The sequence below is a fragment of the Cellulosimicrobium sp. NPDC057862 genome, from assembly GCF_042797035.1.
GTDB lineage: Bacteria > Actinomycetota > Actinomycetes > Actinomycetales > Cellulomonadaceae > Cellulosimicrobium.
Map to the genome: position 1 here is coordinate 145,989 of NZ_JBHVMH010000005.1, position 23,575 is coordinate 169,563.

Annotated in this window: 21 protein-coding genes; 13 read left to right on the top strand and 8 right to left on the bottom strand. The window is 74.8% G+C overall.

Going from position 1 to position 23,575, the window contains the following annotated elements; translation table 11 throughout:
- Window positions 1-172 precede the first annotated feature (172 nt).
- Window positions 173-2,203, top strand: a complete 2,031-nt coding sequence (locus tag ACFVN3_RS09225; RefSeq protein WP_378232496.1) for an ATP-dependent DNA helicase — start codon at window positions 173-175, stop codon at window positions 2,201-2,203.
- A gap of 49 nt (window positions 2,204-2,252) precedes the next feature.
- Window positions 2,253-3,263, top strand: coding sequence for an L-lactate dehydrogenase (locus ACFVN3_RS09230; RefSeq protein WP_378232497.1), 1,011 nt, complete (start codon window positions 2,253-2,255; stop codon window positions 3,261-3,263).
- A gap of 95 nt (window positions 3,264-3,358) precedes the next feature.
- On the opposite strand, the gene lexA is transcribed toward ACFVN3_RS09230, so the two are convergent.
- The gene (lexA, locus tag ACFVN3_RS09235) at window positions 3,359-4,093 is read right to left on the bottom strand and encodes a transcriptional repressor LexA (RefSeq protein ID WP_378232498.1); all 735 of its coding nucleotides are present in this window, start codon (window positions 4,091-4,093) and stop codon (window positions 3,359-3,361) included.
- 332 nt (window positions 4,094-4,425) lie between these two features.
- On the opposite strand from lexA, the gene ACFVN3_RS09240 reads away from it, so the two are divergent.
- Together ACFVN3_RS09240 and nrdR are read left to right on the top strand one after the other, a co-directional pair.
- On the top strand, window positions 4,426-4,794 hold the full coding sequence (locus ACFVN3_RS09240) for a LysM peptidoglycan-binding domain-containing protein (RefSeq protein ID WP_378232500.1): 369 nt from the start codon (window positions 4,426-4,428) through the stop codon (window positions 4,792-4,794).
- Window positions 4,795-5,212: 418 nt separating this feature from the next.
- Window positions 5,213-5,740 (top strand): transcriptional regulator NrdR, encoded by a 528-nt coding sequence (nrdR, locus tag ACFVN3_RS09245; RefSeq protein WP_378232501.1) that lies wholly within the window; start codon window positions 5,213-5,215, stop codon window positions 5,738-5,740.
- 60 nt (window positions 5,741-5,800) lie between these two features.
- Here the strand turns inward: nrdR and ACFVN3_RS09250 are convergent, their stop codons facing one another.
- Window positions 5,801-6,892 carry an aldo/keto reductase gene (locus tag ACFVN3_RS09250; RefSeq protein WP_378232502.1) on the bottom strand — a complete coding sequence of 364 codons (1,092 nt, stop codon included), beginning with the start codon at window positions 6,890-6,892 and terminating at the stop codon, window positions 5,801-5,803.
- Between the two features lie 103 nt (window positions 6,893-6,995).
- Between ACFVN3_RS09250 and ACFVN3_RS09255 the strand changes: the two genes are divergently transcribed.
- The gene (locus ACFVN3_RS09255; protein WP_378214866.1) at window positions 6,996-7,253 is read left to right on the top strand and encodes a DUF5302 domain-containing protein; all 258 of its coding nucleotides are present in this window, start codon (window positions 6,996-6,998) and stop codon (window positions 7,251-7,253) included.
- A gap of 58 nt (window positions 7,254-7,311) precedes the next feature.
- Here ACFVN3_RS09255 and ACFVN3_RS09260 read toward each other — a convergent pair whose 3' ends face one another.
- The 3 genes from ACFVN3_RS09260 to ACFVN3_RS09270 all read right to left on the bottom strand — a co-directional run bounded on the left by ACFVN3_RS09260 (window position 7,312) and on the right by ACFVN3_RS09270 (window position 11,439).
- Entirely contained in the window at window positions 7,312-7,731 is a 420-nt protein-coding gene (locus tag ACFVN3_RS09260; RefSeq protein ID WP_378232503.1) for a pyridoxamine 5'-phosphate oxidase family protein, read from the bottom strand.
- Between the two features lie 118 nt (window positions 7,732-7,849).
- Window positions 7,850-9,049 (bottom strand): phosphoglycerate dehydrogenase, encoded by a 1,200-nt coding sequence (gene serA / locus ACFVN3_RS09265; RefSeq protein WP_378232504.1) that lies wholly within the window; start codon window positions 9,047-9,049, stop codon window positions 7,850-7,852.
- A 95-nt stretch (window positions 9,050-9,144) separates the two neighbouring features.
- Window positions 9,145-11,439, bottom strand: a complete 2,295-nt coding sequence (locus ACFVN3_RS09270; RefSeq protein WP_378232505.1) for a HelD family protein — start codon at window positions 11,437-11,439, stop codon at window positions 9,145-9,147.
- Window positions 11,440-11,620: 181 nt separating this feature from the next.
- Here ACFVN3_RS09270 and ACFVN3_RS09275 point away from each other — a divergent pair, with 181 nt between their 5' ends.
- The 5 genes from ACFVN3_RS09275 to ACFVN3_RS09295 all read left to right on the top strand — a co-directional run bounded on the left by ACFVN3_RS09275 (window position 11,621) and on the right by ACFVN3_RS09295 (window position 16,693).
- Window positions 11,621-12,952 carry a PP2C family protein-serine/threonine phosphatase gene (locus ACFVN3_RS09275; protein WP_378232506.1) on the top strand — a complete coding sequence of 444 codons (1,332 nt, stop codon included), beginning with the start codon at window positions 11,621-11,623 and terminating at the stop codon, window positions 12,950-12,952.
- Between the two features lie 7 nt (window positions 12,953-12,959).
- Window positions 12,960-14,597, top strand: a complete 1,638-nt coding sequence (locus ACFVN3_RS09280) for an ATP-binding protein (RefSeq protein WP_378232507.1) — start codon at window positions 12,960-12,962, stop codon at window positions 14,595-14,597.
- A gap of 61 nt (window positions 14,598-14,658) precedes the next feature.
- Window positions 14,659-15,099 carry a response regulator gene (locus ACFVN3_RS09285; RefSeq protein WP_378232508.1) on the top strand — a complete coding sequence of 147 codons (441 nt, stop codon included), beginning with the start codon at window positions 14,659-14,661 and terminating at the stop codon, window positions 15,097-15,099.
- 143 nt (window positions 15,100-15,242) lie between these two features.
- Window positions 15,243-16,169, top strand: a complete 927-nt coding sequence (locus tag ACFVN3_RS09290) for a proteasome assembly chaperone family protein (RefSeq protein WP_082141376.1) — start codon at window positions 15,243-15,245, stop codon at window positions 16,167-16,169.
- Window positions 16,170-16,489: 320 nt separating this feature from the next.
- On the top strand, window positions 16,490-16,693 hold the full coding sequence (locus ACFVN3_RS09295) for a cold-shock protein (RefSeq protein ID WP_034655075.1): 204 nt from the start codon (window positions 16,490-16,492) through the stop codon (window positions 16,691-16,693).
- 84 nt (window positions 16,694-16,777) lie between these two features.
- On the opposite strand, the gene ACFVN3_RS09300 is transcribed toward ACFVN3_RS09295, so the two are convergent.
- Window positions 16,778-17,644, bottom strand: coding sequence for a spermidine synthase (locus ACFVN3_RS09300; protein WP_378232509.1), 867 nt, complete (start codon window positions 17,642-17,644; stop codon window positions 16,778-16,780).
- Between the two features lie 172 nt (window positions 17,645-17,816).
- On the opposite strand from ACFVN3_RS09300, the gene ACFVN3_RS09305 reads away from it, so the two are divergent.
- Genes ACFVN3_RS09305 through ACFVN3_RS09315 form a run of 3 tightly spaced genes read left to right on the top strand, consistent with a single transcriptional unit; the run spans window position 17,817 to window position 19,989 of the window.
- Window positions 17,817-18,260, top strand: a complete 444-nt coding sequence (locus tag ACFVN3_RS09305; protein WP_378232510.1) for an SAV_6107 family HEPN domain-containing protein — start codon at window positions 17,817-17,819, stop codon at window positions 18,258-18,260.
- 39 nt (window positions 18,261-18,299) lie between these two features.
- Window positions 18,300-19,556, top strand: a complete 1,257-nt coding sequence (locus ACFVN3_RS09310) for a DNA polymerase IV (protein ID WP_378232512.1) — start codon at window positions 18,300-18,302, stop codon at window positions 19,554-19,556.
- Window positions 19,557-19,593: 37 nt separating this feature from the next.
- Window positions 19,594-19,989: a DUF3040 domain-containing protein gene (locus ACFVN3_RS09315; protein WP_047233786.1), complete on the top strand. Its 396-nt coding sequence runs from the start codon at window positions 19,594-19,596 to the stop codon at window positions 19,987-19,989.
- On the opposite strand, the gene ACFVN3_RS09320 is transcribed toward ACFVN3_RS09315, so the two are convergent.
- Window positions 19,937-22,237 (bottom strand): transglutaminaseTgpA domain-containing protein, encoded by a 2,301-nt coding sequence (locus ACFVN3_RS09320; protein ID WP_378232513.1) that lies wholly within the window; start codon window positions 22,235-22,237, stop codon window positions 19,937-19,939. The genes ACFVN3_RS09315 and ACFVN3_RS09320 overlap by 53 nt on opposite strands.
- Window positions 22,234-23,574 (bottom strand): DUF58 domain-containing protein, encoded by a 1,341-nt coding sequence (locus ACFVN3_RS09325; protein WP_378232514.1) that lies wholly within the window; start codon window positions 23,572-23,574, stop codon window positions 22,234-22,236. Before ACFVN3_RS09325 ends, ACFVN3_RS09320 begins: the two co-directional genes overlap by 4 nt.
- Window position 23,575 lies beyond the last annotated feature (1 nt).

Consider the following 23,575-nt stretch of genomic DNA (forward strand, 5'->3'; position numbering starts at 1 on the left):
CCCCGCACGGCGCGCGCCGTGCGGGGTCGTGCCGTGTCCGGGCCGCCGTCCACAGGACCGCCGACCCGTGGGCGCCCGACCGTAGACTCGGCGGGTGCCCCCCTCCACGCGACCTGCCCCCGACCGCGTCGACGCCGGACCGGGGACGACGGCCGGAACCTCGAGAGGTGACGTGCCCGACGTCGACGCGCTGCTCGACGTCGCCGTCACCCGGCTGGGCGGCGCTCGGCGCGACGGCCAGCACGCGATGGCGCGCGCGGTCACCGAGGCGATCGAGGGGTCGGAGCACCTCGTCGTCCAGGCAGGGACGGGCACGGGGAAGTCGCTCGGGTACCTCGTGCCGGCCGTGCGGCACGCCGTGGCGACCGACGAGCGGGTGATCGTCTCGACCGCGACCCTGGCGCTCCAGCGCCAGGTCATCACGCGCGACCTCCCGCTCGTCGCCGACGCCGTGGCGGACACGCTGCCCCGACCCGCGACGATCGCGCTCCTCAAGGGCTGGCACAACTACCTGTGCGTCCACAAGATCGCGGGTGGCTACCCCGCGGACGAGCCGACGCTGTTCGACCTGCCGGGCGAGTCGGCGGGCGCCGCCGACCACCCCGCCGCGCGTGGCGGCACCAGCGCCGCGGCGCTCGGCGAGCAGGTCGTGCGCCTGCGGGAGTGGGCCGACGAGACGTCGACCGGGGACCGGGACGACCTCGTGCCCGGCGTGAGCGACAAGGCCTGGCGCCAGGTCTCCGTCACCGCGCTCGAGTGTCTCGGGCAGCGGTGCCCGATGCTCGCCGAGTGCTTCCCCGAGAAGGCGCGCGCGACGGCCCGCGAGGCGGACGTCGTCGTGACCAACCACGCGATGCTCGGCATCGCTGCGATGGGGTCGCCCGGCGTGCTGCCCGAGCACGACGTGCTCGTCGTCGACGAGGCGCACGAGCTCGCCGACCGGGTCACCGCGGCGGCGACGGTCGACCTCTCCGTCCCCGCGATCGAGAGCGCGGCACGGCTCGCGCGCCGGCACGGCGGCGTCACGACGGACGCGCTCGACGCGGCGTCGGCGGCGTTCGGGACGGTCGTCGGCGCGCTGCCCGCCGAGCGGTTCCCAGACGGGCTGCCCGACGGCGCGCGCTCGGCCGTCGCGGCGGTGCGCGACGCCGCGCGCGAGGTCCTCTCGACGCTCAAGCCCGAGACCGGGGTGACCAAGCCTGCCCAGCCGGACTCCGGGCTGAAGATGGCCCAGTCGACCATGCTCCAGCTCTTCGAGGTCGCCGAGCGCATGGCCGCCGACCCGACCGGGCACGACGTGCTCTGGTGCTCACGGCCCGGCGAGGGCGGCTGGTCGGCCGACCGGTTCGGCGAGGGTGCGAGCCGACTGCACGCCGCTCCGCTGGGCGTCGCCGGCCTCATCCGCACGCACCTGCTCGCCGAGCGGACCGGGGTCTTCACGTCCGCGACGCTCGCGCTCGGCGGGAGCTTCGACGCCGTGGCGCGCACCTTCGGCCTCGGGAGCGGTGGCGAGGGCGGCGACGCCGACGCGCCGCGGTGGCGCGGGCTCGACGTCGGCAGCCCGTTCGACTACGCGCGGCAGGGCATCCTCTACGTCGCCAAGCGCCTGCCCACGCCGGGCCGCGAGGCGTCCACGGAGCACCAGCTCGACGAGATCGCCGCGCTCGTGGAGGCCGCCGGAGGGCGCACGCTCGGCCTGTTCTCGTCGCGCCGCGCCGCGGTCGCCGCGGCGGAGGCGATGCGCGAGCGGCTCGACGTGCCGATCCTGTGCCAGGGCGACGACCAGCTCCCGACGCTCGTGCGCGAGTTCGCCGACGACCCGGCGACGTGCCTGTTCGGCACGCTGTCGCTGTGGCAGGGAGTCGACGTCCCGGGGCCGTCGTGCCAGCTCGTGCTCATCGACCGCATCCCGTTCCCGCGCCCGGACGACCCGGTCAAGTCGGCCCGGGCCCGTGCGGTCGAGGCCGGGGGCGGCAACGGGTTCATGCAGGTCTCCGCGACGCACGCCGCGCTCCTGCTGGCGCAGGGCGCCGGTCGGCTCGTGCGGTCCACGGCGGACCGGGGCGTGGTCGCGGTCCTCGACCCGCGCCTCGTGACCGCGCGCTACGGCACGTTCCTCACGCGCTCGATGCCGGGGTTCTGGCAGACGACCGATCGAGACGTCGCTACCGCTGCGCTGCGGCGCCTCGCCGCCCTAGGCTGAGTCCTTTCCCGCGAGCATCGGGGAACCCACGAACTTTCACGGAGGCGAGATGACGACGAGCACGTCCCCGCAGGGCACCGGCGACGCGACCGCGGGCGGTCAGGGAGGGGCCGCACGGACCACCAAGCTGGCGATCGTCGGCGCGGGCGCCGTCGGGTCGACGCTGGCGTACGCGGCCCTCATGCGGGGGGCCGCGCGCACGGTGGCGCTCCTGGACGTGAACCGGGCGAAGGTCGAGGCGGAGGTGCTCGACCTCCAGCACGGTATCCAGTTCATGCCGATGGCCCGCGTCGAGGGGTCGGACGACGTCGCGGTGTGCGCGGGGGCCGACGTCGTCGTCGTGACGGCCGGGGCGAAGCAGAAGCCCGGCCAGACGCGGCTCGACCTCGCCGAGGGCACGATCGGCCTCATGCGCACGATCCTGCCCGGGCTGGTGGAGGTCGCCCCGGACGCGGTCTACGTCATGGTGACCAACCCCGTCGACATCGTCACGTACGCGGCGCTCAAGTTCTCGGGGCTGCCGCCGACGCAGCTCTTCGGCAGCGGGACGGTGCTCGACTCGTCGCGCCTGCGCTTCCTCGTGGCGCAGCACTGCGGCGTCGCGGTGCAGAACGTCCACGCGTACATCGCGGGCGAGCACGGCGACAGTGAGATCCCGCTGTGGAGCTCGGCGACGATCGGCGGCGTGCCGCTCCTCGAGTGGCCCGGCCTCGGCGGGCGGGGGCCCCTCACGGGGGAGGTCCGTGACGACATCGCGCGCGAGGTGGTGCAGTCGGCCTACCGGATCATCGAGGGCAAGGGCGCGACCAACTACGCGGTCGGGCTCGCGGGCACGCGCATCATCGAGGCCGTGCTCGACGACGAGCACCGCATCCTGCCGGTCTCGACGCTCCTCGACGGCGCGTACGGGCTCGACGACGTGTGCCTCTCGCTGCCGACGCTGGTCGACCGCCGAGGCGCCGCCGAGCGGGTCGAGGTCCCGCTGGCCGACGCGGAGCTCGCCGGCCTGCGGTCGTCCGCCGAGTCGCTGCGCGCCGTCGCCCGACGCTTCGGTCTCTGACCGACCAGGCCCGCCGAACGGGGCCGAGCACGGCGAGAGCCGGGTGGTCGACGACCACCCGGCTCTCGGCGCGCTGAGGGGAGGACCCCGGTCGCTCAGAGGCTGCGCAGGACGGAGACGACGCGACCGAGGACCTGGGCGTCGTCGCCCGGGATCGGGTCGTACGCGGCGTTGCGCGGCATGAGCCACACGTGGCCGTCCGCGCGACGCAGGGACTTCACCGTGGCCTCGCCGTCGATCATCGCCGCGACGATCTCGCCGTTCTCCGCGACCGGCTGGCGGCGCACGACGACCCAGTCCCCGTCGCAGATCGCGGCGTCGATCATCGAGTCGCCCTGCACCCGCAGGAGGAAGAGCTCGCCCTCGCCGACGAGCTGGCGTGGCAGCGGGAAGACGTCCTCGACGACCTGCTCCGCGAGGATCGGCCCGCCGGCGGCGATGCGTCCGACGACCGGGACGTACGACGGCGCGGGGTGCGCCTCGTCGTACGTGGGCTGGGGCGCGGCGCCTGCCGCCCCGAGCGGGGTCGCGCGGCGCGCGTCGTCCGGCTGGACGACCTCGATCGCGCGGGGACGGTTCGGGTCACGCCGCAGGAACCCCTTGCGCTCGAGCGTCGTGAGCTGGTGCTTCACGGACGACGGGCTCGTCAGGCCCACGGCCTCGCCGATCTCCCGCATGCTCGGCGGGTAGCCACGCTGCTCGACGCATGCGCGGATGGTCTCGAGCACGAGGCGCTGCCGCGGCGTGAGCCCGTCACCCCCCGCCGACCCGTCCGGGAGCTCGCGCACCTCGGCGAGCCCCCGTGCCCTGTCCGTGCCTCGTGCCGCCATGGTCGCTCCGCCTTCGTCCGTCGCGGCCGCCGACGCCTCCCGGCCTGCGGCCTCCCCTCCCCGGGACGTGCGCCCCGGGACCTCGGTCGTTCCTCCAGGTCCGAGCGGACATGTCCGGCGAACCGACCTGACCCCAGGCTAGGGGAGGTTGCGACACGAATCAAACACCTGTTCGAGCATGTCTCGACTCTGTCGGTCGTTCGTGGTAGACCTTCGTACAGGTGTTCTACGTACACGTGTTCGACCGACCCGGTCGGCACGGAGGCGAAGGGCTCGCGGCGTCCGATCGACCGGGGAAGGCGATCGGGCCCGCGGGCCGGGACGGAGCGGGCATGGATGCGATGGCGATCTCGACGGTCGGGCCCCTTGGCCGCGCGGGCGGGGCCGCGGCGACGGAGCGTGGGGGCGAGCGGCCGCTGCGTCTCACCCGGCGGGGCCGCGTGGTCCTCGTGCTCCTGGCGGCCGTGCTGCTCCTGCTCGCCGCGCGCGTGGGCGTCGCCGTCGCGAGCGGACCGGGCGAGCCTATGGAGGTCCGGGTCCACGTCGTGGCCGCGGGGGAGACGCTGTGGGAGCTCGCGCAGGGCGTGGCGGCTCCGGGCGAGGACCTGCGCGACGTCGTGAGCGGGCTCGCCGAGCTCAACGGGCTCTCGTCGTCCGGTCTCCAGGCAGGGCAGAAGATCCTCCTTCCGGCGTCCGCCTAGGGGGCGCGCGCAGTCCGTCGTCGGCGGGCCCGACTCCGGTGTGACGCAGGACACGGCAGAAAACCCTCGTGCGTCGGGGTGCAGGGGTTGCGTCCCTGATTAGGCCCACCTAAGTTAGTGTCACCTCACAACGCCGGCTGGGGGGCTGGGCGGACGAGGCGAGGAGCACGCGGTCCACCGCGACTCCTGTGCACGTCGCCGCGCGTGAGGCGAGTCACGCGCGAGATGGGGACGGGGGCGTCCCGACGGGGGCGGTCGACCACGACCGCCCCCGTTCTGCTGTTCACGGGCGGCCTCCCGTGCGCCGTCGTCCCAACCTCGGTGGGGTCCCGGCGTGGGAGGCGTGTTGCACCGTCCCGCCGCGACGGCATACGTTCGTCGCGCCGACCCGTCGGCGCGAACCGCGGAGGAGCCCGCCATGCACTGCCCGTTCTGCCGCCACGCGGACTCCCGCGTCGTCGACTCGCGCACCTCGGACGACGGCGCGTCGATCCGTCGGCGTCGCCAGTGCCCCGAGTGCAACCGCCGCTTCACGACGATCGAGACCGCGAGCCTGTCCGTGGTCAAGCGCTCGGGGGTCACGGAGCCCTTCTCGCGCGAGAAGATCGTCAACGGCGTGCGCAAGGCCTGCCAGGGGCGCCCCGTCAACGAGGACGACCTGGCGGTGCTCGCGCAGCGCGTGGAGGAGACGATCCGGGCGAGCGGCAGCGCCGAGCTCGACGCGTACGAGATCGGGCTCGCGATCCTCGGGCCGCTGCGCGAGCTCGACGAGGTCGCCTACCTGCGCTTCGCGAGCGTCTACCAGGCGTTCGACTCGCTCGAGGACTTCGAGAGCGCGATCACCTCGCTCCGGGTCGAGCGCGAGGAGCGCGAGTCGGCGGCGCAGGCCGAGGGCACGGACGGCGCTGCCGCGGACGCGCGCGAGGAGCCCGCGCCGCAGGCCTGAGGCGGCGACACCGCGCCCCGTCGTTCGTCCCCGCGTCGCCATCGGACCGCGCCTGCGGTGCTACAGGTCGCTGGACCGCGACGCCCAGATGTTGATGCCCGTGTCCGCGGGCAGCGCGTCGACGGCCGCGAGCTCCTCGGTGGAGAGACCTGGCGCGTCGAGCGCGGCGAGGTTCTCGTCGAGCTGGCGCGTCGAGCTCGCGCCGAGCAGGACCGAGCTGACGCGCTCGTCCCGCATCGCCCAGAGGATCGCCGTCGTGGCGAGGCTGCGTCCGTGGGCGCGGGCGAGGCCGTCGAGCCGCCGCACGTGGTCGAGGTTGGCGTCCGAGAGGAACGCCGGTCGCAGCGGTCCGCCGCGGGCCGCTCGGGAGTCGTCCGGGACCCCGCGCAGGTACCGGTCGGTGAGCATCCCCTGGGCGAGCGGCGAGAACGCCACGACGCCCAGACCCTCGGCCCCGGCGACGTCGAGCACGGACGCGCCCGCGGGATCGTGCGGGTCGGGCTCCTCGACCCACCGGTTGAGCATCGAGTACGACACCTGGGTCACGACGAGGTCGACCCCGAGCCGCTCCGCGACGCGCAACGCCTCTCGGGTGCGGCGCGCCGAGTAGGAGGAGATGCCCGCGTACCGAGCACGCCCCGAGCGGACCGCCGTGGCGAGCGCGCCGACGGTCTCCTCGAGCGGCGTCGTCGGGTCGAAGCGGTGGGAGTAGAAGATGTCGACGTGGTCGAGCCCGAGCCGGCGCAGCGACGCGTCGAGCGAGGCGAGCAGGTACTTGCGCGAGCCGCCCTCGCCGTAGGGGCCGGGCCCCATGCGGTAGCCGGCCTTGGTCGTCACGACGAGCTCGTCGCGGACCGGTCGCAGCTCGCGCGCGAGCAGACGCCCCAGCGACTCCTCCGCCGCTCCGCCAGGCGGGCCGTAGTTGTTCGCGAGGTCGAGGTGGGTCACCCCGCGGTCGACCGCGTGCAGCACGATCTCGCGCTGGGTCGCCCGGGGGTCGGCGTCGCCGAAGTTCTGCCACAGCCCCAGCGAGACGGTCGGCAGCGTGAGCCCGGAACGACCGAGACGGCGGTGCGGGAGCGACGCGCGGTCCGTGGGCGACGGCGGCGCGGCCGGTCGGGCGGCGGGGGCGGGGGAGGCGTCGGGCGGCACGGTGCCGACGCTACCCGACGCCGTCCGGCGGCCCGTCGGAGAGCCGACGGGTCGGGGGACAAATCAGGTGGCGTCCGGCGACAGGGTGCGGGAGGCTGGCGAGGTGCCCGCACCGTCGGGCCGACCGCAGTGCACGACCGAGTTCCCCATCGACGAGGAGACCGCCATGGCGTCCGACCAGCAGCGATCCGCTGCAGACACCGCACCGACCGACGAGGCCAAGGCGAAGTTCCGGGAGGCGCTCGACCGGAAGAACGCGGCGCGCCACCGGACGGCCGACGGTGAGACCAACACCGGGTCGGTGCACGGCTCCGAGACCGTCGGTCCGGTCCAGCGCACGTTCCGCCGCAAGTCCGGCTGACCCGCGTCCCGTCGTCCGGTCGTCCCGCACGGGGCGGCCGGACGACGCGTGTCCGGGGTCAGTCCTCCGAACGGGCGAAGCGCCTTCCCGTGAGCTCGCGGGCCTCGACCACGACCCACTCCTCGGTCGGCACGTCGACCGTGGGGACCAGCGGGTCCGCACCGTCCTGGACGGCGTCCACCTCGTGCTCGCTCCGGACCCGGTGGGCGGTCCCGCGGGCGACGACGCTCCACGCCCCGTCGTCGTCGACGTGGTCCCACTCGAGCGCGACGCGCTCGTTGGTCGCGAGGGTCGCGAGCTTGGTCCCCGGCACGGTGCGGAACGCGAGCGTGCGCTCGTGCGCCCGCACGGTGACGGGGTAGATGTCCGGCTCGCCCCGCACGCTCACGGCGAGGCGTGCGACGTGGGTCCCCTCCACGAGGTCCCACGACGCGTCGGCGTCGAGGATCTGCGGCCCGTCGTGCGTGTATCCGGTCATGCCTCATCGTGGCACCGACGCGGACGGGGCGCTCAGCGGCGAAGGTCACGCCCCCCGAGGACCTTCGCCGCGTGCGCCGGGCGAGCGGCGCACGCGGCGAGATCGCTCGCGGTGGGCGTCAGTCCAGGACGCGCAGGGCGATCGTCTGCTCCATCGCCGCCAGCGCGTCGATCACGGCGGGCTCGACGCGCGAGCCGACGTCGGTGACGACGTAGCCGATCTCGCCACGGGTGGCGAGCAGCTGGCCCTCGATGTTCGTGCCGTGCTCCGCGAGCGTCGCGTTGACGGCCGCGAGGACGCCCGGCGTGTTCCGGTGCAGGTGCGTGATGCGCGTGATCCCGGTGGTCTGCTCGAGCGCGAGGTTCGGCACGTTGACGCTGAGCGTCGTCGACCCCGTCGTGAGGTAGTCGCGCAGCTTGGCCGACACGAACTGGCCGATCGCCTCCTGCGCCTCCTCCGTCGAGCCGCCGATGTGCGGGGTGAGGATGACGTTCGGCAGGCCGCGCAGCTCGGAGTCGAACGCGTCGCCCTTGCGCTTGGGCTCGTGCGGGAACACGTCGACGGCAGCACCGGAGACGCGGCCCTCGACGATCGCCTCGCGCAGCGCGCCGTAGTCCACGACGAACCCGCGCGACAGGTTGAGGAAGATCGAGCCCTGGCGCATGCGGGCGAACTGCTTGGCGCCGAACAGCCCGGCGTTGCCCTGGCGGCCGTCGACGTGCAGCGTGACGACGTCCGCCTGCTCGAGCAGCTCGTCGAGCGTGTCCATGCGGCGCGCGTTGCCGAGCGCGAGCTTCTCCGCCGTGTCGTAGAAGACCACGGACATGCCGAGGTTCTCCGCCACGACCGAGAGCTGGGTGCCGATGTTGCCGTAGCCCACGATGCCGAGCGTGCGGCCTCGTACCTCGTGCGCGCCCTCCGCCGACTTGTCCCAGCGGCCCTCGTGCAGCGCGCGGTCGCGCTCGGTGAGGCGGCGCGTGAGCGCGATGATCTCGGCGAGCGCGAGCTCGACCACCGAGCGCGTGTTCTGGAACGGGGCGTTGAACACGGCGACGCCCTGCGTCGCGGCGGAGCGCAGGTCGATCTGGTTCGTGCCGATGCAGAACGCGCCGAGCGCCACCAGGTCGGGGGCGTTCTCGAGCACGTTCGCGGTGACGTTCGTCTTGGACCGGATGCCGAGCAGGTGGACCCCGTCGAGGGCCTCGATCAGCTCGGACTCGTCGAGGGCGCCGGTGCGGACGGTGACGTCGATCCCCGCCGCCTCGAGGTTCGAGGCAGCGAGAGGGTGCAGGTTTTCAAGGAGGAGGGCGCGTAGCACGCTCCCATGGTGCGCCCGGTCCGCGGTCCGGACCAAACGGGTCTTGACCTTCGGGACGAGGTGAACGCCCGACCCGCGCGGCCCGGACCGCCGCGTCACGGGGCGACGCGCGCGCCGCCGTCCGCGTCCGTGCCCGCCCGGGAGCTCGTCAGGGTGCCCGCGCGCGTCTCGGCGCCCGGTCCGGTGCCGGCGACGCCCGCGGGGAGCGCGCGAGCGTGCACGACCACCAGGCGCTGGGTCGGGCGGGTCATGGCGACGTAGAGGTCCGACGCGCCCGACGGGCCGGTCGCGATGTCGGAGGGCTCGACGAGCACGACGGCGTCGAACTCCAGCCCCTTCACCTGGACCGGGTCGAGCACCGCGACCGGGGCGTCCGGACCGGCGTCCTCGAGACCGAGAGCGACGCGCAGGTCCGCGACGGCCGGCGCGGCGGCGACGACGGCGACGCGCCCCGACTCCGCGGCGACGAACTCCGCGCGGGCGGCCTCGGCCTCGGCCCGGACCCGGGCGGCGAGGTCGGCGGGCGCCGCCTCGACGACGCGCAGCGCGTCCTCCACGTCGCGCGCGGAGGTCAGCGGCGAGACCGGCAGCCCGGCGGCGAGGGCTGCGCGGCGTGCGGTGTCGGCCACGGAGGCCGGGGTGCGGTAGTTGACGGTCAGCTCCGCGAGACGCCACGCGTCGCGGAACACCGGGTCGAGCATGCCCTTCCACGAGCGCGCGCCCGCGAGCGACGACGTCTGCGCGACGTCGCCGACGACGGTGAACGAGCGCGTCGGGCACCGGCGCACGAGCATGCGCCACGCCATCGCCGAGAGCTCCTGCGCCTCGTCGACCACGACGTGCCCGTACGTCCACGTGCGGTCCTGCGCGGCGCGCTCGGCGGTCGTGAGGCGCGGCCCGCTCGCGGAGAAGCGCTCGGCCAGCACGTCCGCGCCGACGATCCCGCCGCCGGCGCCCGACGACTCGAGCACCTGCCGCGCGTACTCCAGGTCCTGCGCGCGCTGCGCCGCGCGCGCGGCGGCCTCGGCTCGCTCCGCCTGGTCGTCCTCGCCCAGCAGCTCGGCGGCTTCGTCGAGCAGCGGGACGTCCGCGGGAGTCCACGGCGAGCCCTTCGGCCGTTCCAGCAGGCGCCGGTCGGCCGGCGAGAGCTCGGGCGCCGCCTCGGCGAGCCGGTGCGGCTTGGTCCAGAGGTCCTCGACGAGGCGCTCCGGCGTGAGGGGCAGCCACGCGAGGTTGAGCGCGACGCGCACGTCGCGGTGGGAGCGCAGGTCCTCGAGGGCGAGCGCGCGGTCCTCGCCGACGAGCGGCTCCCCGAGCTGGCGGCCGTACTGGTCGACGAGCCGCGAGAGCATCTCGCGGACGAACGTCACGCGCGCGAGGTTGTGCGGCTTGTGGGTCCGCCGGGCCTTGGCGATCGCGTCGCGGACGTCGCGGCGCCGGATCAGCAGGTCGTGGCCGTCGAGGCGCACCGGGACGTCCGCCGCGGGCACGCGCTCGCGCGCGCGCACCGCGCGTCGCACCGCCCGGGCCATGACGGCCCGGCCCTTGACCCGTGCGACGCGGGGGTCCTCCGCGCCGTCGGCGACGACGCCGGGGAGGAGGTCGGCGATCGTCGTGCTGACGACCCCCGTCTCGCCGAGCGACGGCAGCACCTGGTCGATGTAGCGCAGGAACGAGTGGCTCGGACCGACGAGGAGGACGCCCGAGCGCTCCAGCACCCTCCGGTGCGCGTAGAGAAGGTACGCGGCGCGGTGCAGGGCGACGGCCGTCTTGCCCGTGCCCGGGCCGCCCTGGACGACGAGCGCGCCGGCCAGCCCGGACCGGATGATCGTGTCCTGCTCGGACTGGATCGTCGCGACGATGTCGCCCATGCGCCCGGTGCGGCCCGCCGCCATCGCGGCGAGGAGCGCGCCCTCGCCCGAGAGCGTCGTCCCGGTCACGGCCTCGGGCGCGTCGAGGTCCAGAAGCTCGTCCTCCAGACCCGTCACGTCCCGCCCGCGCGTCACCAGGTGCCGCCGCCGGACGACGCCGTCGGGGTGGGCCGCCGTCGCGCGGTAGAACGACTGCGCCGCGGGCGCGCGCCAGTCGGTGAGGAGGCTCGTGTGCTCGGCGTCGGTCAGGCCGATGCGCCCGACGTAGCGGCGCGTACCGTCGTCGAGGTCGAGCCGGCCGAACGCGAGCCGGTCCTCCACCGCGTCGAGCTGTGCGACGCGGTCCTCGTACAGCGTCGCGAACGCGTCGCGCTCGCTCCGGTTCTGCGGCGAGCCGGACGGCCCGGACCGGCGGACGCCGTCGAGCCGCGCGCGGGCGGCGGCACGCAGCTCGTCGAGGCGCGCGTAGAGGGTGTCCACGACCTCCTGCTCGAGCCGGAGCTCGTCGTTGCGTCCCACGCTGTCCCTTCCCTCGGCCGGGCGTCGCGCCCGAGCACCCGCCCGTGACACGGCCGTCCATTATGGCCCACCGGCGCCCGGCCCCGGACCGGTCCTCGGCGCGTCCCGCACCCGTGACCGGGCCCGACGCGCGGCTGACGCTAGGATCGTGGGCCATGGCGACCAGAGGGGAGCGGGCGTCGTGACCGGGACCGACCGTCAGGTCCCCGCGCGACCCTCTGCGCGGGGCGACGAGGCCGGCGCGCGTGACCAGGTGCTGTCCGAGCGCGCGGTCCTCGCCCCGACGGACGAGCTGCGCATCCTCCTCGTCGAGGACGACGACGGGGACGCGGTCCTCGTCGAGGAGCTGCTGTCGGACGGCAACCTCACGGTCGAGCTCCACCGCGCGACGACGCTCGACGCCGCGCTCGAGATGCTCGTCTCGCGGCCCGTCGACTGCGTCCTGCTGGACCTCGGGCTGCCCGACTCCGTCGGGCTGTCGGCGGTCGAGCGCGTGCGGACCGGCACCCACCCGCCCGCCCTGGTGGTCCTCACCGGGCACTCGGGCATCGACCTCGGCGTCCAGGCCGTCGCGGCCGGCGCCGACGACTACCTGGTGAAGGGGGAGGTCGACGGCGACCTCCTGGGCCGGTCGGTGCGCTACGCCGTGCAGCGGCGCATGTCGGTCGAGCAGCAGCGCGCGCTGTACCGCAGCGAGGTACGGGCGGCCGAGACCGCTCGGCTGGAGCGCGCGCTCCTGCCCACGCCGCTCGTCCAGGACGACCGGCTCGACGTCATGGTGGGCTACGTCCCCGGCGGCAACGGGCTCCTGGGCGGCGACTTCTTCGACGCGGTCGAGCGCCCCGACGGGACGGTGCTGTGCGTCATCGGCGACGTCGCAGGCCACGGTCCCGACGAGGCCGCGCTCGGCGCCACGCTGCGCACGGCCTGGCGCACCATCGTGCTCTCCGACACCCAGCCGGAGGGCATCCTCCCGCTCCTGGAGCGCGTCCTCGTGCCCGAGCGCGCCCGCCCCGAGGTCTTCGTCACGCTCTGCCAGGTCCTCGTCTCCGCGGACCGTCGGCGCGCGGAGGTCTACCTCGCGGGGCACCTCGCGCCGCTCCTGCTGCGCGACACCGCGACCGAGATCACGCCCACGGCCCGCGGCCGCGCTCTCGGGATCCCCGTCCAGGGAGGGTGGACGTCGCAGTCCGTCGACCTCGGGGAGCGCTGGGCGCTCATGCTCTACACGGACGGGCTCGTCGAGGCGACCGTCGCCGGGCCGGGGACCTCGGCGGGTTCCCGAGCCCGCCCCGAGCGCGTCGGCGTCGACGGCCTCCGCAGTGCCGTCGACCGCGCGCTCGAGCAGGGCGTCGAGGGGGTCGTGGAGCGCGTCTTCCGCCGCGTGCGCGACCTGCACGGCGGCCCGCTGGCGGACGACGCCGCGCTCCTCGTGCTCGGCTGGGGCGGGGACGAGGGCACCCCCGGCGAGCGCACGGCGACCCTCGCGGACTCGGACGAGTGGGCCCGGTGAGGGCCCGGTGACCGCCACGGCGAGCGAGACGACCGTCGCGGGGCGCACCGGGCGCCGGCGCGCCCCCACCCTGCGCCGCCGGCTCGGGTGGGCGCTCGTCGTCGCGGGCGTGATCCTGCTCGGCGTGCTCGCGACGTCGGCCATCGCCCTCTCGCGCGTGCTGACCATCCAGGACGAGGTCACCGGGCCGTTCTTCGACGCGGTGACCGAGGCGGACGCCGCGTACGTGGGCCTGCTCGACGCCGAGGTGGCGGTGCGCGCGTACGTCGCGACCGGCGACGACACGGCGCTCGAGGCCTACACCCGAGCGGTCGGGACGGACGCCGAGGGCGTCGTCCCGGACCCCGCGCTCGTGGACCTGCTCGGGCTCGACGAGGAGCAGGCGGCGACGCTCGCCCAGGCCGACGCGTCGGTGCGTACCTGGGTCACCGACTACGCCGAGCCCGCGATCGCGACCACCGAGGACGACGGCCCGGGGCGGGTGCGCGCCGTGGACCAGGCGCACGGGGCGGAGCTGTTCGCCGACGCACGGGCCGACACCGCCCGGTACGTCGACGCGATCCGCGCCGAGCGCATCGAGCGGCTCGACACGCTCGACCGCTGGAGCCGGGCCCTCTTCGGGAGCGTCCTCGTCCTCGTCGGCTCGGCGCTCGCGGTCGGGATCATCCTCTGGGTGTGCCTCAAGCGCTGGGTCACCGAGCCGATGGCCGAGCTCGCGCACCGCGTGCGGCTCGTGAGCTCGGGGAGCCTCGACGAGCCGGTCGTGACCTCCGGCCCGGCGGAGATCGCGGACCTCGCCCAGGACGTCGAGCACATGCGCGTCGAGCTCGTGAACCAGGTCGCCGAGATCAAGGCGTCGCACGAGGACGCCGCCCGCTCGCACGAGCTCCTCGCGGAGCAGGCGCGCGAGCTCGAGCGGTCCAACCGCGACCTCGAGCAGTTCGCCTACGTCGCGTCCCACGACCTCCAGGAGCCGCTGCGCAAGGTCGCGAGCTTCACGCAGCTCCTCAAGAAGCGGTACGGCGGCGAGCTCGACGACCGCGCCGACCAGTACATCGACTTCGCGGTCGACGGCGCCAAGCGGATGCAGCGGCTCATCCAGGACCTGCTGGGCTTCTCGCGGGTCGGCCGGACGGGCAACGAGCGCGTCGACGTGGACCTCGAGCGGGAGCTCGAGGGCGTGCTCGAGGACCTGTCCGAGAAGGTCGCGGAGACGGGGGCGAGCATCACGCACGACCCGCTGCCCGTCGTCGTGGGCGAACGGGCGCTCCTGCACCAGCTCCTGGCCAACCTCGTCGGCAACGCGCTGAAGTTCCGCGACCCTGACCGGCCGCCGGTCGTGCACGTGGGCGTGCTCGCGCGCGACACGCACTGGGAGATCTTCGTCGAGGACAACGGGATCGGCATCGACCCGCAGTACGCGGAGCGCGTGTTCGTCATCTTCCAGCGCCTGCACGCCAAGGACGTGTACGAGGGCACCGGGATCGGCCTCGCGCTGTGCAAGCGCATCGTCGAGTACCACGGCGGCCGGATCTGGATCGAGCCGCGCGAGGGCGGGACGACGATCCGCTTCACGCTCGCGCACGCGTACGTGCACGCGCAGGTCGGCTACGCTCGCTCCGACCACGACGGCGCGGAGCAGTGACCCCTGAGCGACCCCTGGGTGACGCAGCCCGCGCGCGCCACGACGACGAGGAGAGCCCCGCATGAGCCACGGCAGCAAGCCGATCGACGTCCTCCTGGTAGAGGACGACCCCGGCGACGTGCTCATGACGCGTGAGGCGTTCGAGGACCACAAGGTCACCAACCGCCTCTCGGTGGTCTCCGACGGGGTGAGCGCGCTGGCGTTTCTGCGCAAGGAGGGCGAGCACGCGGGCGCCCCGACGCCGGACCTGATCCTGCTCGACCTCAACCTGCCCCGGATGGACGGGCGCGAGGTCCTCGCCGAGCTCAAGGCGGACGAGGCGCTGCGCAAGATCCCGGTCGTCGTGCTGACGACGTCGGAGGCCGAGGAGGACGTCGTGCGCAGCTACTCGCTGCACGCCAACGCCTACGTCACCAAGCCGGTCGACTTCGACCGCTTCATCGACGTGGTGCGCCAGATCGACGACTTCTTCGTCTCCGTGGTGCGGCTGCCCGGTCGCTGACCCGGGCGCGGGCCGGTCCGGGGACCCGCCGAGGGCCCGAGCCGCCGGGTCGGGAAGAACCGCGGGACGAGCCGTGTTGTCCTCGTCAGGCCCGTCGCGCGCCGTCGGCAGCGCACGGGCGAAGGACGTCACGAGGAGGATGCATGCTGGACCCTCGCGGGATCTACGAGCTCGACGAGCAGGCCGTGGCACGCCTGTGGCCCACGCCGCCCGAGCCGGGCGCGGGGCCGGTGCTGCTGCACGCCGTCGCGGGGTTCGTCGACGCGGGCAGCGCGGGCGAGGTCGCGGTCGACCACCTGCTGGGGATCGGCGAGGTCACCCGTGTGGTGACGTTCGACGTCGACCAGCTCCTCGACTACCGCTCCAAGCGCGCCACGATGACCTTCAGCACCGACCGCTGGTCGGACTACGACGAGCCGCACCTGGTGATCGACCACGTGCGCGACGCCGAGGGGACGGGCTTCCTGCTCCTGCACGGTGCCGAGCCCGACGTGCAGTGGGAGCGCGTGGTCGCCGCGGTGCGCGACGTCGTCGAGCGCCTGGGCGTGTCGCTCACGGTCGGCTTCCACGGCATCCCGATGGGGATCCCGCACACCCGGCCCCTGTCGGTCACCGCCCACGCGACGCGGCCCGAGCTGCTGGGGGAGCACACGTCGTGGTTCGGCACGGTGAAGGTCCCGGCCAGCCTGGCGGCCCTGCTCGAGCTGCGGCTCGGGCGGGCTGAGCACGACGCGCTCGGCGTCACCGTGCACGTGCCGCACTACCTGGCGCAGTCGTCGTACCCGCCGGCGGCCGTGGTCGCGCTCGAGCACGTGCAGCGTGTCACCGGTCTGGACCTCGCGACGAGCGGGCTCGCGGAGGCCGTGCAGGACGCGAAGACCGAGGTCGAACGGCAGGTGCGCGACTCCGAGGAGGTCGCCGCGGTCGTGCGCGCCCTCGAGGAGCAGTACGACGCGTTCGCGCGCTCCGTCGGGCGCACGAGCCTGCTCGCCGAGTCCGCGCCGATCCCGACGGCCGACGAGCTCGGTGCCGAGTTCGAGCGCTTCCTCGCCCAGCAGTCGGGCGACTGAGCGGCGCCGACACGGCTCACCCCGGCCCGCGGACCGGGGTGGAATGTGCCGAAAAATCATCACGAGAGGTGGCGAGTTCCATGGCGGACCGGACGTGGTCCGTGCCACACTGTCACCCGTTGCAGTGACGTACTTGCGCACGACCCGGTGCAGGGCCGGTACGTGGGTCCGCCCGGCGGGGCGGTCCGGCGTCGGGCCTGCCGGCCGCACACGGCCGGGGCGCCGGCGGAGGACGTGGGACATGGCATTGCGGCGCACGGGGGTGGACGAAGGGTCCGCTCGCTGATGTCCCCGGATGGACAGAAGGTCAGAGGAAGAGCATGGCGCAGGGTTCTGTGAAGTGGTTCAACGCCGAGAAGGGCTACGGCTTCATCGCGCAGGACGGCGGCGGTGCCGACGTCTTCGTGCACTACTCGGCGATCGAGTCGAACGGGTACCGCACGCTCGACGAGGCGCAGCGGGTCGAGTTCGAGATCACCCAGGGGCCCAAGGGCCCGCAGGCGGAGAAGGTTCGTCCGCTCTGACGTCCACGACGTCTGGCGGCCGGGCTACCCGGTCGTCGCAGCAGTACAGGAGCCGCGCCCCTCGGGCGCGGCTCCTGTCGCGTCTCACGACCCGTCCGCCGCGGTGCCGCCGTCCGCCACCTCCTCGGGATCGTCGAGCACCGGCGCGGTGCCCAAGAACGCGCGGAGCTCGTCGCCCGTGACGACGCGCGCCGGGACGGCGAGCGAGCGGACCGCACGCGCCAGAGTCGTGCTCGACAGGCTCGGCGCACCTGACCCGGCACGGACCGCGGCCAGCACGACGTTGCCGTAGCGCCGGCCCTTGAGCTGCGCGGGCTCCGCGATCGCCGCGACCCGGCCCTCCGCGGCGGACGTCTCCCCGAACGCGGCCGCGAGGGTCGCGGCCTCGCGGCGCGCCGTCGTGAGCGGCGGCCGGTCGGCGCAGTTGACGAGGTAGACGCCGCCCGGGCGCAGGATGCGGTGCACCTCGACCGCCATGCCGAGGGTCGTGAGGTGGTCGGGCGTGCGGTCGCCGTCGAACACGTCGCGCACGACGACGTCGTACGAGGCGGCGGGCAGGCTCGCCACCGCGTGCCGTGCGTCGTCGGGACGCAGCCGGAGGCGCGGTGCCCGCGGGAGGTCGAACCACGTGCGCACCAGCTCGAGCAGGCGGGCGTCGAGGTCGACCCCGAGCTGGGTCGAGCCCGGCCGGGTGTGCTCGACCCAGCGGGGCAGGCTGCATCCCGCCGCGCCGAGGTGCAGCGCGCGCAGCGGCCCGGGCGAGAGCTCGTCGACGACGGCCGCCATCTGCTGCATGTACTCGAACGCGAGCATCCCGGGGTCGTCGAGGTCGAGGTACGAGCTCGGGACGCCGTTGACGTAGAGCGTGACGGCCGACGGGAGGTCCGGGTCGCGCTCGACGTGCGCGGTTCCCGTCGACGTCGGCACGGGCCCGGTCGGGAGCTCCGGCACGGCGGTCCCGCCGCGGCCCCCGCTGCCCCGCCGCCGGGACGGTGTGGGTGGCGCGGAGGACCCTGAGGAGCGTCGGGAGGTGCGGCGAGCCATGTGCTCACCGTACGGGCTGGAGGCCGCCCGACGTTGACAGGATCGAACAGGTGTTCGATAGTGGAGGAGGAGGTGCGCGATGTCGAACGAAGCAGGCGCGAGGGGGACCGTCGCCGTCCCCGCCGAGGTCCGTCGGCTGCTGGAGCGCGCGGACGCGGAGCTCGTCTCGGCGGCGCTCGCGCAGGACGCGGGTGAACGGTTCGTGCACGCGCACCTCGGCGCCCTGCGCGCCGCGGCGGCGGTCGTCGCGCTGCGTGCCCGGCCGGTGCGTCGTGGACGGGCCCGGTCGGTGTGGGACCAGCTCGCGGACGCCGAGCCGTCGCTCGCGGCCTGGTCCGGCTACTTCGCGAGCGGGGCGCGAGTCCGGGCCGCCGTCGACGCGGGTCGGTTCGACGTCGTGGACCCGCGCCGGGCCGACGAGCTCATGGCGTGCGCCGAGGACTTCCGCGACGAGGTCGCGATGCTCGTCGACCCGGACGCCGGGTTCGTCCGGTTGCCCGGTCTGCGGACGGTGGCGTCGTGACCTTGGCGCTGCCTGCCTCGAGCGCCCGGTGAGGCGGCGATGAGCCGCGGGCCGCGCGCGGTCGTCCGCCGTGACTGGGGCGACGACGAGGAGGGGTGCTCCATCCTCCACGTCGACATGGACGCGTTCTTCGCGTCCGTCGAGCTCGCCCGGCGACCCCAGCTCGTGGGGCGACCGGTCATCGTCGGCGGCGCGGAACGTGGCGTCGTCCTCGCGGCGACGTACGAGGCGCGAGCGTTCGGCGTCCACTCGGCGATGCCGATGGTGACCGCGCGCCGGCTGTGCCCGCAGGCGATCGTCGTCCCGCCGGACCACACGCGCTACTACGAGGTCTCCCGCGCGGTCATGGCGGCGATCGGCGAGATCACCGCGCTCGTGGAGCAGGTGAGCGTCGACGAGGCCTTCCTCGACGTGAGCGGGGCGCGGCGGCGCCTCGGGCCCCCGACGCGGATCGCGGCCGAGCTCCGGCGTCGCGTACGGGCCGAGCACGGCATCACCTGCTCGGTCGGGATCGCGACGAACAAGTTCGTCGCCAAGCTCGCCTCGACGCACGCCAAGCCCGACGGCGTGCTCCTCGTGCCGGCGGCCGCCACCGTCCCGTTCCTGCGCACGCTGCCCGTCGGCGCGCTGTGGGGCGTGGGGGAGCGGACCGAGAGCGCGCTCGCGCAGTGGGGCATCCGCACGGTCGCCGAGCTCGCCGACACGGACGTGGCGTCGCTCCAGACGGCGGTCGGCAAGGTCGCGGGCGCGCACCTGCACGACCTCGCGTGGGGGCGCGACCCCCGGCCGGTCGAGCCGGAGCGGTCGGAGCGGAGCATCGGTGCCGAGACGACGTTCGCGCACGACCTGCGCGACCTCACGGCGGTCCAGGCGCGTGTGCTGGAGCTCGCGGACCGGTGCGCCGCCCGGTTGCGCCACCAAGGTCTCGTCGCGCGCACCGTGAGCGTGAAGGTCCGGACGAGCGACTTCCGCACCGTGACCCGCGCGCGGACCCTCGGCGCCCCGACGGACGTCGCGCGCGAGATCTACCTCGTGGCGCGCGAGCTCGTCGCGAGCGTCGACCTGCGGGGCCTCGCCGTCCGGCTCGTCGGGGTTCGTGCCGAGGGCCTCGAGCCCCGTGCGGAGGCCGTCGTGCAGCCCACGCTCGAGGAGGCGGTCGAGGAGACGGGCGCGGCTCGGCGCCGGGTGGAGGAGGCCGTTGACGCGGTCCGAGGGCGCTTCGGGGTGAGATCCATCGCCATGGGGCCCGCGAGGGCCCGCTCGACTACCACCCCCGCGGATGTCGATCTATCCTGAGGGTGACACACGACCACCGTGGAGAAACGGGGTGCTCATGCCTCTGTCTGAGTACGAGCAGCGGGTCTTGGAGCAGATGGAGCGCGCGCTCACCTCGGACGACCCGCGGTTGGCGAACACGCTCCAGGCGCCACGACGACGTTCGGCGCTGCGCTATGTCCTGGCCGGAGTCGGCGTCGTCGGCGGCCTCCTCCTCCTCGTGCTGGGTGCTGCGCTCTCGCAGACCTGGCTCGGGGTGATCGGCTTCGTCCTCATGTTCGGGGGCGTCGTCCTGGTCTTCCAGTCTCCGCGCTCGTCGCGCAAGGGACCGGTGGGGACCGTCGAGGCGGACGGCACCGTCCGCCCGGCCGCGCCGAGCAAGCCGGCCCGCAAGCCGTTCCTCAGCCGACTGGAAGAGCGCTGGGACCGTCGGCGCGAGCAGGACGGTCGCTGAGCGACTCCTCGGCAGCCTCGACCGCCGTGTCGACGAGCTCCTGGAGCCTGTCGGGTCGGGCGACCGTCCGCGGCTCCGGGGCGTAGCGCTCGGCCTCGAGCGCCGACGCCAGCCCGGCGAGCGCCTCGGCGACGTCCTCGTCCCGCGGGTGCTGTCCGCGACGAGCTTGTAGCGCCGCGACGACCGCCGCGGGGACGCGCCGGGGTGTCGTCGACGTCGGCCACCGGACCTCGAGCGCCCCGAGCCGGTCGCTGAGCTCGGCCCACGCGTCCTCGGCGTCCCGCAGGGTCTGCGTCTCGGACCGTCGACGCAGCGCGAGCCACAGCACCCCGCCGAGGGCGAGCGCGACGAGGAGCGCGACGCCCACGACGAGCAGCCAGGGTGCGCCGTCGTCCTGAGCGCCGCTCATCGTCCCGCCCGTGCCGGGCGTGGTGGGCACCGGGCTCGCGGGCGCGGAGGGGGCCGCGGTCGTCGCGCCCGGCGTCGGTACGTTGCCCGGGTCTCCCGGGCCCCCCGGCGTCACGGCCACGGGTGTCGCCCACCGCGGGGTCGGGCCCGTCTGCTGGGCCGGGGTCGGCTCGAACCGCACCCAGCCCTGACCCGGGAACCAGAGCTCCGGCCAGGCGTGGGAGTCGCGACCCGTGACCTGGAAGCTCGCGTCGTCCACGCGTTCGCCCGGCAGGAACCCGACGCCGAGACGTGCGGGGATGCCGAGGGTCCGCGCCATCATCGTCATCGAGGTCGCGAACTGGACGCAGTAGCCCGTCCGGTCCTGGAGGAAGTCCCAGACCGCGTCGCCGGAGTCGCCCGGCGGCACCTCGGTCGAGTAGGTGAACTGCGAGACGTCGCGGAAGTAGGTCTGCAGGGCGAGCGCCTGGTCGTAGCGCGTCGGCGCCCCGTCGACCACGGTGGCGGCCAGGTCGCGGATGTCCTGCTCGTGCTCGGTCGCGGGCACGTCGAGGTAGTTGGGGTCGTCCGGGTCCGCGCCCGTCGCCCCGCGCAGCGACGCCGCGTCGAGCGGACGGGGGAAGACCGCGAGCTCGTACGCGGTGCCCGCGCCGGTGGGATGGTCCCCGAGCACCTCGTCGCGGACGTCGTCGTACGACCAGTCGCCGTCGATGTCCACGGTGCGGGGCTCGGTCGGGACGGGGAGCTTGGTGTCCCGCAGCGACTCGAGCGTGACGCGCACGGACGTGGGCTCCTCGACACCTGCCGGGTCGGTGGGCCACAGCACCTGGTCCGCGCCCTCGATCGGTGTGCCGTCGCGGTCCGCGCCGCGCCGCCAGTTCGTGCCGTCGAAGCCCGTGAGGGTGAACACGCGGAGCGGACCCACCTCGTCCGCGTCGGTCCGGTAGCGCAGCACCACCTCGCCCGAGCGCTCCGCGAGGTCGCGCCGCATGTCGAGGTCGTCGGAGAGCCGTACCGTCTGCCCGGTCGAGGAGAACAGCCGAGACCACGACGCGGACGCGACCTCGGGGAGCGAGGCGCTCGCCGAACCGAGACCCAGGGAGACGACCGCGACGGCGACCGCCACGACGAGCGCGCCGGCGGCGCGCAGGCCGCCGGCCGCGCGGTCCTCCGCGCGGCGCGCGGACGCGCCGCGGCGCACGGTGCGGTGCGGGTTGTCGACCGCGAGGAGCAGGACGAGCGCGGCCACGGTCACGACGAACGCCAGGGGCGGGATCTCGCCCATGATGACGAGCCCCGGGATCCACAGGGCGAGGAGCGGCAGCGCGACCCCGGCGCTCAGGCGGAGCCCGCCCGCCATGAGGTCGGCGACGAGGAAGACGACGACCGCGCCCCCGACCGCCATGAGCGCGATCGGCAGGCTCGGGTCGATCGGGGCGACCTCCGCGAGCGTGAGGTCCCGCGCGGTGGAGAGCCGGGACAGGACCCGGTCGACGTTGGAGAGGCCGATGAGGAGGGAGAAGCGGTCGGTCGGGCCCCCGTAGAGCCCCAGCAGGGCCCAGAGGCCGACGACGAGACCTGCAAGCGAGGGGAGCAGCGCGGCCGGAGGGGCGAGGGCCTCGCCCCGTGCCGCATGGCCCCGCTCGAGGGCGTAGCGCGAGATCCCGGTCACGAGCGCGAGGACCGCGACGGTGCGCACCGCGGTGCCGGTCCAGCCACCCGGCCCGATGACGCTCCCGAGCGCGTAGGTCGACGCGACGACGGCGACGGCGACGAGCCCGCTCGTCGCGAGCACGCGGAAGCCGACGGGGTTCGAGGTGTCCGGTCGGGACGTGGTCATCGCGAGCCCTCCACGAGCAGGGTCCAGGCGTGCTCCAGGGACGCCGACGGGTCGACGAGCGCCGCGTGCCACCCGGTGGACCGCAGGGCGGCCACGGTCTCGAGCGCGTCGGCGTGCTCGGGCGCCCAGGGCCGTGCGCTCACGACCAGCGCACGGTGCAGGCCGTCCCCGGCCATGGCCGCGACCGTGTGCCGGGCGACGGAGCCGAGCGGGCCGAGCACCGCGACGGTGATCTCACCCGGGCGCCGGTCCCGCCGCAGCGCCTCGGAGGTCGCGACGACGGAGCGGTCGGCGTCCGCGACGACGTGGTGCCCGTGGAGGTCGACGGTGGCGTCCAGGAGGTCGGCCGGTCCCTCGCCCGAGCGGTTGACGCGGAAGCCCGTGCCCGACACGACCGGCGCGAGCGACGTCGGGACGAGCCGGACAGGGTGCCCGGCCTGGAGGAGGGACACGCCGATCGACGCCGCGCACTCGACCGCCCACTCTCCGTCGGCGAGGGCGCGTGGGCTCGAGGCGGCGAGCTCCGGGTGGGGCAGGAGCCCGCGGTCCAGGAGGACGCTGACGGGCGGCAGGCCAGCGCTCTCGTCCGCGCGGACCATGAGCTGGCCGTGCCGGGCCGCGCTGGCCCAGTGCACGCGCCGCGGGTCGTCGCCGGCGACGTAGTCGCGCAGCACGGAGTCGTCGCTCGACGCGAGCCGAGCACCCGACGCGGAGCGCTCGTGCTCACCGAACGCACGCGACCCGCGGACGGGCAGCTCGACCGTGCGCGGCCACACCGCGACGGCGGTGGGGTCGCCGAGCTCCTGGGTCGCGCTGACCAGACCGAAGAGGTCGACCCGCGTCGTGAGGAGCGGGCCGAGCGGCCACCGGCCGCGGCGGAGCGGGCGCAGGCGGTAGCGGACCGCGATGTGGTCGCCCACCGTCGCGACCTGTGCCCGCAGGGAGCCCTGGTCGCACAGCTCGTGCGCCGCCTGCTCGCTGATCCGCAGACGGGCGAGCGTCGTGGCCGTGGACGACGTCGCCCGCGTGGCCGCGACCGTGAGGCGCGCCGTCGTGAACTGCCCGCGCACGGCGGGGTTCGGCTGGACGCGGCGCGTGACGTGCAGCGCGCCACGACCGCGGTCGATCCGGCGGACGGCCATCCAGCACCAGGCGGCGCCGACGGCGAGCGCTCCGGCGACGCCGAGCCCGACGAGGTCGGGCAGGCCGAGCGTCACGCCCAGGACGGCGAGCGCGGCACCGGCGACGAGCACCGCCGTGCCGCGGCGGGTCAGGCGCGCGCTGGCGAGGCTCCTGCCCCTGCCGCGGAGCCGCGCGAGGAACGACGGGGCGCGCACG